The organism is Pseudomonas sp. GW823-FHT02F05 (assembly GCF_058797315.1).
Genome location: NZ_JBXAJM010000005.1, coordinates 247,137 through 258,340 on the forward strand (window position 1 = coordinate 247,137; position 11,204 = coordinate 258,340).

At 59.0% G+C, this 11,204-nt stretch carries 10 protein-coding genes; 2 read left to right on the forward strand and 8 right to left on the reverse strand.

The features are described 5' to 3' along the window. Positions 1-10: 10 nt before the first annotated feature. The 6 genes from AC1RAC_RS09140 to AC1RAC_RS09165 all read right to left on the reverse strand — a co-directional run bounded on the left by AC1RAC_RS09140 (position 11) and on the right by AC1RAC_RS09165 (position 5,560). Positions 11-307: a BufA1 family periplasmic bufferin-type metallophore gene (locus tag AC1RAC_RS09140; RefSeq protein WP_034125953.1), complete on the reverse strand. Its 297-nt coding sequence runs from the start codon at positions 305-307 to the stop codon at positions 11-13. 257 nt (positions 308-564) lie between these two features. After that, positions 565-1,266, reverse strand: coding sequence for an ABC transporter ATP-binding protein (locus tag AC1RAC_RS09145; RefSeq protein WP_003193540.1), 702 nt, complete (start codon positions 1,264-1,266; stop codon positions 565-567). Position 1,267: 1 nt separating this feature from the next. After that, positions 1,268-2,035, reverse strand: coding sequence for a high-affinity branched-chain amino acid ABC transporter ATP-binding protein LivG (livG, locus tag AC1RAC_RS09150; RefSeq protein WP_492616513.1), 768 nt, complete (start codon positions 2,033-2,035; stop codon positions 1,268-1,270). Then, a complete protein-coding gene (locus AC1RAC_RS09155; RefSeq protein ID WP_034125955.1) occupies positions 2,032-3,285 on the reverse strand; it encodes a high-affinity branched-chain amino acid ABC transporter permease LivM in 1,254 nt (417 codons plus the stop codon). Before AC1RAC_RS09155 ends, livG begins: the two co-directional genes overlap by 4 nt. Beyond that, positions 3,282-4,205 (reverse strand): high-affinity branched-chain amino acid ABC transporter permease LivH, encoded by a 924-nt coding sequence (gene livH / locus AC1RAC_RS09160; RefSeq protein WP_003193535.1) that lies wholly within the window; start codon positions 4,203-4,205, stop codon positions 3,282-3,284. The genes AC1RAC_RS09155 and livH overlap by 4 nt, the downstream gene beginning before the upstream one ends. A gap of 227 nt (positions 4,206-4,432) precedes the next feature. Further along, positions 4,433-5,560, reverse strand: coding sequence for a branched-chain amino acid ABC transporter substrate-binding protein (locus tag AC1RAC_RS09165; RefSeq protein WP_003193533.1), 1,128 nt, complete (start codon positions 5,558-5,560; stop codon positions 4,433-4,435). A 341-nt stretch (positions 5,561-5,901) separates the two neighbouring features. On the opposite strand from AC1RAC_RS09165, the gene AC1RAC_RS09170 reads away from it, so the two are divergent. Beyond that, positions 5,902-6,204: a DUF2288 domain-containing protein gene (locus tag AC1RAC_RS09170; protein ID WP_034125956.1), complete on the forward strand. Its 303-nt coding sequence runs from the start codon at positions 5,902-5,904 to the stop codon at positions 6,202-6,204. Between the two features lie 228 nt (positions 6,205-6,432). Here the strand turns inward: AC1RAC_RS09170 and AC1RAC_RS09175 are convergent, their stop codons facing one another. Both AC1RAC_RS09175 and AC1RAC_RS09180 read right to left on the reverse strand, forming a co-directional pair. After that, a complete protein-coding gene (locus AC1RAC_RS09175; protein ID WP_197900642.1) occupies positions 6,433-8,694 on the reverse strand; it encodes a putative bifunctional diguanylate cyclase/phosphodiesterase in 2,262 nt (753 codons plus the stop codon). A gap of 139 nt (positions 8,695-8,833) precedes the next feature. Next, a complete protein-coding gene (locus tag AC1RAC_RS09180; RefSeq protein WP_057975629.1) occupies positions 8,834-9,202 on the reverse strand; it encodes a YkgJ family cysteine cluster protein in 369 nt (122 codons plus the stop codon). A 253-nt stretch (positions 9,203-9,455) separates the two neighbouring features. Between AC1RAC_RS09180 and AC1RAC_RS09185 the strand changes: the two genes are divergently transcribed. Then, on the forward strand, positions 9,456-10,802 hold the full coding sequence (locus AC1RAC_RS09185) for a spinster family MFS transporter (RefSeq protein ID WP_034125959.1): 1,347 nt from the start codon (positions 9,456-9,458) through the stop codon (positions 10,800-10,802). Positions 10,803-11,204 lie beyond the last annotated feature (402 nt).

The window sequence follows — 11,204 nt, forward strand, 5'->3', positions numbered from 1 at the left end:
TGCGCGGGGTTCAGGATTTGGCGGTGAAGGCCGCTTCCTGGCCAAAACCGGTCGGCGAGGTGGTGCTTGGGGTCTTGGTGCAAGTGCCGGCGGGTACCAGCTTCCAGGCATTGGCCTGGTCTTTGGTTTTGGAGGTGCCAGCGCACGACGTACCGGCGCCCGCGGCGCAGTCATTCTTGCCGGCTTCAGCCACGCCGAAGCATTTCTGCATGTCGTCGGCCGCGTGGGCGGTGGTGGTCAGGGCGGACAGGCTCAGGGCAGAACCAAGGGCCAGAACGAGGGTGGCGGCGGACAGTTTGGTGGTCATGGTGTGTCTCCAGCAGTGGTTGAATGCGCAGGCTTGATTGCCTGCATGCACCACTAGAGAAAGGGGGAGGGAATTCGTTACAAAGCCATCGAAAAAAACTGCAAACAACACCTGTTTAATGACTTATACAAAGCAAATGTGGGAGTCGGGCTTGCCCGCGATGCAAACGCCTCGGTTTTTCAGATACACCGGGGTGATGCTATCGCAGGCAAGCCAGCTCCCACACAAGCGAGCTCCTACTTAGAACTCACTCTTTCTTAGCCGCCGAGGTACGCCTCCCGCACCTTCGGATCGGTCAGCAATTGCTCACCCGTACCCTGCATCACCACCCGGCCATTCTCCAGCACATAGGCACGGTCAGCGATTTTCAGCGCCTGGTTGGCGTTCTGCTCCACCAAAAACACCGTCACACCGTCCTTGCGCAGTTGTTCGATGATGTCGAAGATCTGCTGGATGATGATCGGTGCCAGGCCCAGGGAAGGCTCGTCCAGGAGCAAAAGCTTGGGCTTGCTCATCAGCGCCCGGCCGATGGCAAGCATTTGCTGCTCGCCGCCGGACATGGTGCCGCCGCGCTGGCTGAAGCGTTCCTTGAGGCGGGGGAACAGGTGCAGCACCTTGTCCATTTGTTCCTGGTAATCGCCCTTGTCGGTAAAGAACCCACCCATGGCCAGGTTCTCTTCCACGGTCAGGCGCGAAAACACTCGACGGCCTTCCGGTACCACCGCAATGCTCTTGCGCATGATCTCGGCGGAGTGCTTGCCCACCAGTTCTTCACCCATGTAGCGGATGCTGCCACTGTAGGCTTGCGGCGAACCGCACAAGGTCATCAGCAAGGTCGATTTGCCGGCACCGTTGGCGCCGATCAGGGTGACAATCTCACCCTGGCGCACTTCCACATTGACGCTGTGCAGGGCCTGGATCTTGCCGTAGAAAGTGGAAACGTTTTCGAATTGCAGCATTTTACGCTTCCCCCAAGTAGGCTTTGATCACTTCAGGATTGTCGCGGATCTGCTCCGGCGTCCCGTTGGCCAGCGGCGTGCCCTGGTTGATCACCACGATATGGTCGGAGATGCTCATGACCAGTTTCATGTCGTGTTCGATCAACAGCACCGTGGCGTTGTTTTCCTCACGCAGCACACTGATCAGCGCCTTGAGGTCTTCGGTTTCCTTGGGGTTCAGGCCCGCGGCAGGTTCGTCGAGCATCAGGATGCGCGGGCGGGTCATCATGCAGCGGGCGATTTCCAGGCGACGTTGCTGGCCGTAGGCGAGGGTGCCTGCCGGGCGGTTGGCGAACTCGGTCAGGTTGACCTTGTCCAGCCAGTACGCCGCGTATTCCATGGCCTCGCGTTCGCTCTTGCGGAACGCCGGGGTCTTGAACAGGCCAGCGAAGAAGTTGGTGTTCAAGTGACGGTGCTGGGCGATCAACAGGTTCTCGACCGCCGTCATGTCCTTGAACAACCGCACGTTCTGGAAGGTACGCACCACGCCTTTGCGGGCGATTTCGTGGCCGGCCAGGCCCTGTATGGGTTGGCCGTCCAGCAGGATGCTGCCACCGCTCGGCTTGTAGAAACCGGTGAGGCAGTTGAACACCGTGGTCTTGCCGGCGCCGTTGGGTCCGATCAGCGCTACCACTTGTTTCTCTTTGACGGTCAGGGCCACGCCATTGACCGCCAGCAAACCGCCGAAGCGCATGCTCAGGTTTTTGACTTTCAGGATCTCGCGGCTCATTTGCGCAGCTCCATGTGTGGACGTTGCATGGGCAGCAGGCCTTGAGGGCGCCAGATCATCATCAGCACCATCATGGCGCCGAACATCAACATGCGGTATTCGCTGAACTCACGCATCATTTCCGGCAGCAGGATCATCACGATGGCCGCCAGGATCACGCCCAGTTGCGAGCCCATGCCACCCAATACCACGATGGCGAGAATGATCGCCGACTCGATAAAGGTGAACGATTCCGGCGTCACCAGGCCTTGGCGAGCGGCGAAGAAGCTGCCGGCAAAACCGGCGAATGCAGCGCCCAGGGTGAATGCGGAAAGCTTGATGATGGTTGGGTTCAGGCCCAGGGCACGGCAGGCGATTTCATCTTCGCGTAGTGCTTCCCACGCACGGCCGATGGGCATGCGCAGCAGGCGGTTGATCACGAACAAGGCCGCCAATGCCAGCAACAGCGCGACCAGGTACAGGAACACCACTTTGCTCACCGGGTTGTAGGCAATCCCGAAGTACTCGTGGAAGGTCTGCATGCCTTCGGCGGCGGTGCGGTCGAACGACAGCCCGAAGAACGTCGGCTTGGGAATGCTGCTGATACCGTTGGGGCCACCGGTGATATCGGTGAGGTTACGCAGGAACAGGCGAATGATTTCGCCGAAGCCCAGGGTCACGATGGCCAGGTAGTCACCGCGCAGGCGCAGCACCGGGAAGCCCAGCAGGAAGCCGAACGTGGCCGCCGCCATACCCGCCAATGGCAGGCAGATCCAGAAGCTCCAGCCCAGGTAATGCGAGAGCAGCGCGTAGGTATAGGCACCCACGGCGTAGAAGCCCACATAACCCAGGTCGAGCAAGCCTGCCAGGCCCACCACGATGTTCAGGCCCAGGCCCAGCAACACGTAGATCAGGATCAGCGTGGCAATGTCGACCGCGCCGCGCGAGCCGAAGAACGGCCAGATCAGCGCCGCGATGATCAACCCGATGATGATGTAGCGCTGGGTGCGCGGCAGGGTCAGAAATTGGCTGACCTTGGGCGACACCAACGGGCCACGGTTGCCCTTGAACAAGGCACCCACCTGCTGGGTGAACAGTACACGCAGGAACATCAGCACCGAACACAGGGCGATGACGGTCAGGGTCACAGGCCCGGTGCCGTGCACCTCCAGGTTGATGCCGACAATGCTCAGCTTGAGGCCGAGTACCGGGAAGGCCACGGCCCACACCAGCAAGGCGCTGAAAAACGCCGATTTAAGATATCTGCTCATACTTTCTCAACCTCCGGACGGCCCAGGATGCCGGTCGGACGGAACAACAACACCAGAACCAACAGGCCGAACGCGACGACGTCCTTGTACTGGTCACCGAAGATATCGGCGCCAAAGGCTTCGGCCACTCCCAGCACCAGCCCGCCGAGCATGGCGCCCGGAATGCTGCCGATGCCGCCCAATACCGCTGCGGTAAAGGCCTTGAGGCCCACCAGGAAACCGGCGTTGGGGTTGATCACGCCGTATTGCATGCTCAGCAACACGGCCGCCACGGCCGCCAGCGCAGCACCAATGACGAAGGTCAGGGCGATGATGTTGTTGGTGTTGATGCCCAGCAGGTTGGCCATCTTGATGTCTTCGGCGCAGGCCCGGCAGGCGCGCCCCAGACGGGAGCGGGAGATGAACAGCGTCAGGCCCAGCATGGCCACCAGGGTGACCACGAAAACCAGAATCTGCATGTACGAAATCAGCACTTCTTGTGCGCCACCCGGGCCGAAGGAGATGCTCCCCGGAATCAGGTTGGGAATGGACTTGTCCTTGGAGTCCTGGGACAGCAATACGGTGTTCTGCAGGAAAATCGACATGCCGATCGCGGAAATCAGCGGGATCAAACGGTTGCTGCCCCGCAGGGGACGGTAGGCAACCCGCTCGATGCTGTAGCCATAGGCACTGGTCACGATGATCGACGCCAGGAACGCAGCGGTCATCAATAGCGGCAGGGAGTGGATCCCCATCATGGCCAGCCCGGCAAGGGCGATAAAGGCCACGTAGGAACCAATCATGTACACCTCGCCATGGGCGAAGTTGATCATTCCAATGATGCCGTAAACCATTGTGTAGCCAATGGCTATCAAGGCATAGGTGCTGCCAATGGTCAGGCCATTAACCAACTGTTGGAAAAAATGATAGATCTCAGGCATTACAGCGCTCCTAAAAACCCGATACGCATTTCACTGGTGGAGTCATTTCCGGCTCGGTGCCCTGTTCTGTGACCAGGTTGCACAAAGCGTTTGCCAGCGAACCGCTGGTGACGGTTTTAAGATTTTCAGGTGAGCCAGCGCCCGGATCGCGGGTGACATGGCCCATAAACCTCGTAAAACAAAGCCCACTGCTTGCACAGTGGGCTTGTTGACCAGTAACGCCTGGCTTACTGAGGGGAAACTTCGGTTTTTGGTTTACCGAAGTGCCATTCGTAGACCACGAACTTGAAGTCCTTCAGGTCGCCCTTGGCGTCGAAGCTCAGGTCGCCGGTAGGGGTCTTGAAGGTACCCGCGTGGATGGCCTCGGCCACTTTGGCGGTGTCTTCGCTCTTCGCGGCAGCGATACCGCCGGCGATCACTTCAACCGCCGAGTAGGCCGGGAACACGAACGGACCGGTTGGGTCCTGCTTGTTCTTGGCGAACTCTTCGACGATGGCTTTGTTGGCAGGGTCGGTGTCGAAGGACTTCGGCAGGGTCACCAGCAGACCTTCGGAAGCGCCCTGGGCGATTTGCGAGATAGAGTCGTTACCCACGCCCTCTGGGCCCATGAACTTGGCGTTCAGGCCTTTTTCCTTGGCTTGGCGCAGGATCAGGCCCAGCTCAGGGTGGTAACCGCCGTAGTAGACGAAGTCGACGTTGGCTTGCTTGAGTTTCTGGATGATCGAGGAGAAGTCTTTGTCACCGGCGTTCAGGCCTTCGAAGACGGCAACCTTGGTGCCTTTTTCTTCAAGGGTCTTCTTCACGGCGCTGGCGATACCTTCACCGTATTGCTGCTTGTCGTGCAGCACGGCAACGATTTTCGGTTTCACGTGGTCGGCGATGTAGTTGCCCGCCGCTGGGCCTTGCGCGCTGTCCAGGCCGATGGTGCGGAAAATCAGCTTGTAGCCACGGGAAGTGATTTCAGGGCTGGTGGCAGCGGGGGTGATCATGATGACGCCTTCGTCTTCATAGATATCCGATGCTGGCTGAGTGGAGCTGGAGCAGAGGTGGCCGACGACGAACTTGACGCCATCATTGACCACTTTGTTGGCAACGGCCACGGCTTGTTTTGGATCGCAAGCGTCGTCGTATTCCTTGGCCTCAAGCATCTTGCCGTCTACGCCGCCCTTGGCGTTGATGTCTTTGATGGCTTGCTTGGCACCCATGAATTGCATGTCGCCGTATTGCGTCACCGGACCGGTCTTGGGACCGGCGATGCCGATCTTGATGGTGTCGGCTGCGAACGAATGGCCGGCAACCCCAGCCAGGACCATAGCGGCAAACAGTTTGGAAATCTGCTTAGTAGCCTTATTCATAGTGCTCCACTCTTACTGTTGTATTTTTTATAGTTCTAGCGGCCTTGTGAGCTGCAGAACCGGATCAGATATCGCGGATATCCCCCCGGCATTGCCCTGGCAACTGTACCGGTACAGTGTAGAGCGCCGGTTGATCGCTTGAAAAGCTGGCAGCTGGGGGCAAAACCTGGGTATGTCGCTTAAGTGAAAGAAAAAGACAGAATTGCGCCGGGCTGCTAACAGCTTTCAAGGCATTCCTTGGCTTTCCTGGCAGTTTCAATCGCTACTTCATTTGCTACTGGGTTTTTCTGCCTGAGCGACGGGGCTATGATTGCGCCGATTTTCTACTCAGGTGAATTCCCATGACGCAAGAACCAAGCACCCTCTATGCCAAGCTGCTCGGTGAAACCGCCGAAATTTCCTGGAAGGAGCTTGAACCGTTCTTTGCCAAGGGTGCCCTATTGTGGGTCGATGCCGGCCTGGATTTGATCGAGGCCGCCGAAGGAATGGCCGAAGACAACCGTGACAAAGTCGCCGCCTGGCTGGCTGCAGGCACCCTTGGCGAGGTGTCTGCGACGCGGGCATTGGACCTGGTCGAACGGGATCCAAGCTTATGGGCAGTGGTGGTCTCGCCATGGATCCTGATCCAGGAAAGGGCAGCATAAGAATGGCGCGCACGAAAAAGGTGCGTATTTTTCACGCGCTGAAGTGTGTAGCCGAGTAACCGCTGAACGCGTGATGGCACCTTGCCGTAGAGAAAGGTCACAGCCGAGGGTGACGTAAGCGTCACGGGAACAGTTGAGGTCCGAAGGAATGAGTGGCGCAATTGTTTCCAGGTATGACCCGGCGTGAAGAGAAGCAGCGATTACACCACCACTCCCCGTGCCTGGGTCTCAGCGAATCGGCCTGACAATAGACGGCGGGCCGATACGCCCTGGCGCCGGGTCTTTTGGCTGTGGAGCGTCGTTGTTCTCCACGCTGAGCGGGTATAGCGGGTTGCGCATGGCAATCCCCTGCATCACGCCGATGATGTCATTGAAAGGCACCGCCGGGCTGAGCAGGTAGCCTTGGATGTAGTCACAGCCATGCTTGAGCAGCAACTCGAACTGTGCCTGGGTTTCCACGCCTTCGGTAACCACCTGCAAGTGCAGGGTGTGGGCCATGCCGATAACCGCCTGGACGATTTCACTGTCTGCGGTGGATTTGGGAATGTCCTGGATAAACGAGCGGTCGATCTTCAAGGTGTTGAGCGGCAAGCGCTTGAGATAAGCCAGCGACGAATAGCCAGTGCCGAAGTCATCGATGGCCAGTGACACACCCAGGGCGCGAATTTGCCGCAACAGTGCCAGGGTGCTGCTGATGTTGCCCATCAGCGCATTTTCAGTGACTTCCAGTTCAAGCCGGTTGGTGCCTATGCCGGCGAAGCGCAGGGCGTCTTCGATTTCATCGGCCAGTTCGTCACGCGCCAGGTTCAACGCCGAGCAGTTTACCGCCATGATCAACTCGGTGTAGCCCCGGTCAGACAACAGGCTCAGGTCGTGACAGGCCTGGCGCAATACCCAGTGGTCCAGCTCGGCGATCAGCCCGTTGTTCTCGGCAATGCCGATAAAGCGGTCCGGAGCCAGGAGTCCGTGCTGGGGGTGTTGCCAGCGCACCAGGGCTTCCAGGCGCGTGACCTTGCCCAGCTTCATGTCGAAGATCGGCTGATAAAACAGCACCAGCTGGTTGCGCGTACGCAAGGCGGCGCGCAGTTCCTCCTCCAGTTGCAGCTCAAGGAACGCGCGTGTTTTCAGGTTGGAGCTGAAGAAGTGCAAGCTGTTGCGCCCGGCGTCCTTGGATTGGTACAGCGCCAGGTCGGCAGTTTTCAGCAGCTCTTCGCAGGTGTGGCCGTCCTCGGGAAACAGGCTGATGCCGATGCTGGTGGTCATCACCATGCGCCGGCCAGCCAGCTCGATGGGCTCTTTCATCTTCTGCATGATGCGCTGGGCCATCTGCCGGGCTTCGTCGCGGTGATGAATAGTGATCAGAATGCAGAATTCATCGCCGCCAAAGCGTGCCACTACATCTTCATGGCTGCGTATCGAGCCCTTGATATGCCCGGCCAGCACCGTGAGCAACTGGTCGCCCGCATCGTGGCCAAGGCTGTCATTGATGCGCTTGAAGTGATCAATGTCGAGAAAGATTACCGCCAGCATGCCTTGGCTTCGGGTTTTTTCCGCAACCTTTTCCGCGAAGATCTGATTGAAACCACGGCGGTTGAGCAGGCTGGTCAGCGCATCGAAGTGGGCCACTTGTTGCAGTGAGGCGCGGGCCTGGTCGAGTTCGCTGAGCAGCGCATTGACCCGGCGCAGGTCCCGCTCTTTGTGCTGCAGCTTTTTATCTGCCAGGGCTGCGCTGACACTACTGCCGATCACCAGCAAGGTAATTACCGCCACCGACAACCCCAGTTGAATCGGGCTGCCATCCACCGGCAATGAAAGATCCGCGCCACCGGGCACCAGCATTTGCATGGCCGCCATGCCGGTGAAATGCATGCTCAGGATTCCGGCTCCCAGCACCAGGCTGGCGGCGTATTTGAGCAACTGGTGAAACACGCCGGCTCCGTTGCGCAGGTAGCTGGACAGCAACAATGCCGCCAGGCTGGCGCCAATGGCAATCGCCACCGAGGCCAGGAACAGCCGTGTTTCGAAGTACACCTGGGCCTGGGAGCGCATGGCCGACATGCCCACGTAGTGCATCAGCGCGATACCCAGTCCCATCCACACCGAAGCCATCAGGTACTGATGAAAACGCAGGTGGGTATGACTGAGGGTCTGCATGGCGAGCAGCGACGCGATCAGGGCGATCAGCAGCGAGGCGAACGTCATGATCAATTCGTAGTGAATGGCGATGGGGGCCTGGAACGCCAGCATGCTGATGAAATGGGTCGACCAGATTCCGCCTGCCAGGCAACCCGCGCCCAGCCAGCGCCAATGGCGGCGGGCGGTGGGGTCTTCGACATGGCCCACACGTTCGGCCATGTCCAGCGTACCGAAGCCCGCCGCGCAGGCGACCAGGTACGCCAGTAGCACCAGAAAGGGGTTATGACTGCAATTGAGTAATAAATGCCCACTGTCTGGAAGGTCGGTAAAAAAGTGCTGCCCCAGCCATTCCATAGCGTATCCCGTCATAGAGCCATGTCACTGCCAGAGGCGATGACCGATGAGATCGAGTATAGAAGTCTCCGAAGATTTGCCATGAGTAATGGCGTTTTGATCTCAAATTATTTTGACATGCCTTCCATAGCGTTTGGTGCTAAGCGCTGATGGGCAGGTCGAGTTCGAAGTGTGGGGCTTCCAGCGGCGCCAGGCCGAATGCGGCACGGGCGGCGTCGCAATCGACATTTTGCACGCCCTGGCTCCAGGACGAGTCGAACTCACGGCATACGCTGGAGCGTTGCTCATAAATAGAGCAGCTGGTGGCCTGTCCGACTTCACCTTCAAGGCTGCAGCACCGTGCAGGTTTCTGATCGGTGCCGATCATCGCCACGCGGCTGGGGTTGATCTGCACCACCAGGTCATCGGGCACCGTGCCCCCGGACGAGGCGCACTCACCCCAGAAGAAAGACACGCGAAAGTGTGAACAGCAGGCACCGCAATTCAGACACGGACTGGCTTCGGACATGGGCGTCATCAATAAGAAAAGTAGGAGGAGGGTGCTACGAAAGGCTCGCCATTCTATCCGTGCCATCGCCATTGGGAAGAGGGGCACGCACTTATATTTTCGTGGGCAAAATCCGCTGTTGCCTGGGTGAAATCATGCCCTATCAGCTTTACGAATCATTACAGACAATCACTGCCAGCCTGACTATGTTGCAGTGACCTGAGCAGGATGCATCGGGCATCGCAGCTCTCATAACAATAAAAGAGACGGACCCATGCAGAACTCGACCCAAGCGGCGAATGCCTGGCGCATTCTGTTCCTGCTGTTCCTCGCTAACCTGTTCAACTTTTTTGACCGCACCATTCCCGCGATCATCATTGAGCCCATCCGCATGGAATGGCACCTGAGCGACTTCCAGCTCGGTATCATCGGCACCGCTTTTACCATCGTCTACGCCATTGCCGGGCTGCCGCTCGGGCGCCTGGCCGACACCGGTTCACGCAGCAAGTTGATGGGTTGGGGCCTGTTCGCCTGGAGCGGGCTGACGGCGGTCAACGGCATGGTCGGCAGTTTCTGGACCTTCCTGCTGGTACGCATGGGCATTGGCATCGGCGAAGCCAGCTATGCACCCGCGGCCAATTCGCTGATTGGCGACCTCTTTCCCGCCCACCGCCGTGCCCGAGCCATGGGGATTTTCATGCTTGGCCTGCCGTTGGGCCTGTTGCTGGCGTTCTTTACGATCGGTGCGATGGTCAAGGCGTTCGACAGCTGGCGCGCGCCCTTCTTTATCGCGGCGGTGCCGGGGCTGATCCTTGCGGTGTTTATGTTCTACATAAAAGAACCCAAGCGTGGTGCGGCGGAAACCGTGCAAGTCTCCCAAGAGCGCGTCGACCGCCCGATCCGTCGCGTGCTGGCTGTGCCGACCTTTCTGTGGCTGGTGCTGGCCGGGTTGTGCTTTAACTTTGCCACCTATGCGTGCAACTCGTTCCTGGTGCCGATGCTGCAGCGCTATTTCCTCATGCCGTTGCAGGACGCGGCCGTCGCGACGGGTGTCATCGTCGGCCTGACCGGTTTGGTGGGCTTGACGCTGGGGGGCTGGATTGCCGACAAGATTCATCAGCGGGTCGCCAATGGCCGACTGTTGTTCGCCGCCTTCAGCTTGATCATCTCCACGGTCACCACCGCCTGGGCATTGCATGCCGGGCGTGTCGAAATCGGGGTGTTTGTCGCGCTGTTCAGTGTGGGCTGGCTGTTTGCCTACAACTTCTATACCTGCGTGTATACCGCGATCCAGGACGTGGTCGAACCACGCTTGCGCGCAACGGCGATGGCGCTGTTCTTTGCCGGGCTGTATCTGCTCGGCGGTGGCATGGGGCCGGTGGTGGTCGGGGCGTTGTCCGATCACTTTGCCCATTCAGCGATGTATGCGGCTGGGGCGCAGCAGATGACAGAGGCTTATAAAGCGGTAGGCTTGCATGACGCCATGTACCTGATTCCAGTGGCGTTGTTCTTGACCATGCTGTTTCTGTTCCAGGCCTCGCGCAGTTTTGTGCGTGATGCCAAGCGGATGAAGGAAGGGTTGAGTGCGGTTGAGGTGCCGGCAGCGGCGGCAACGGCGTGAGACAGAGTGATCGTTCCCATGCTCTGCATGGGAACGCCGCTCTGGACGCTCTGCGTCCGCTTAAAAGTCGTGACGCAGAGCGTCACATGATGCATTCCCACGCCGAGCGGGGGAACGATCTCTAGGCCGGATAGCCGACGCTGTTCTAACTGACGTGCCGCGATCTAAATGTGGGAGCTGGCTTGCCTGCGATGACGGCCTGATAGCCGACACCCATCTACCTGGTACACCACGATTAACCTGTGGGGGGGCTTGCTCGCGAAGGCGGCCTAACATTCAACACAGTTGGACCGGGTACATATCCGTTATTTAGGTAACGGCCACCTAGGGTTCCGCCCTGACGGCGGCTCACTTTGCAAAAGCGGCAAAGTAAGCAAAACGCTCTTGCCCCACCACTCGGCA

Bases quoted from the DNA above. Each gene is read 5' to 3' on its own strand.
- AC1RAC_RS09170 (WP_034125956.1), top strand. From the start codon at position 5,902: ATGACGCAAGAACCAAGCACCCTCTATGCCAAGCTGCTCGGTGAAACC.
- AC1RAC_RS09175 (WP_197900642.1), bottom strand. From the start codon at position 8,694: ATGGAATGGCTGGGGCAGCACTTTTTTACCGACCTTCCAGACAGTGGG.
- AC1RAC_RS09155 (WP_034125955.1), bottom strand. From the start codon at position 3,285: ATGAGCAGATATCTTAAATCGGCGTTTTTCAGCGCCTTGCTGGTGTGG.
- AC1RAC_RS09145 (WP_003193540.1), bottom strand. From the start codon at position 1,266: ATGCTGCAATTCGAAAACGTTTCCACTTTCTACGGCAAGATCCAGGCC.
- AC1RAC_RS09165 (WP_003193533.1), bottom strand. From the start codon at position 5,560: ATGAATAAGGCTACTAAGCAGATTTCCAAACTGTTTGCCGCTATGGTC.
- livG (WP_492616513.1), bottom strand. From the start codon at position 2,035: ATGAGCCGCGAGATCCTGAAAGTCAAAAACCTGAGCATGCGCTTCGGC.
- AC1RAC_RS09140 (WP_034125953.1), bottom strand. From the start codon at position 307: ATGACCACCAAACTGTCCGCCGCCACCCTCGTTCTGGCCCTTGGTTCT.
- AC1RAC_RS09180 (WP_057975629.1), bottom strand. From the start codon at position 9,202: ATGTCCGAAGCCAGTCCGTGTCTGAATTGCGGTGCCTGCTGTTCACAC.
- AC1RAC_RS09185 (WP_034125959.1), top strand. From the start codon at position 9,456: ATGCAGAACTCGACCCAAGCGGCGAATGCCTGGCGCATTCTGTTCCTG.
- livH (WP_003193535.1), bottom strand. From the start codon at position 4,205: ATGCCTGAGATCTATCATTTTTTCCAACAGTTGGTTAATGGCCTGACC.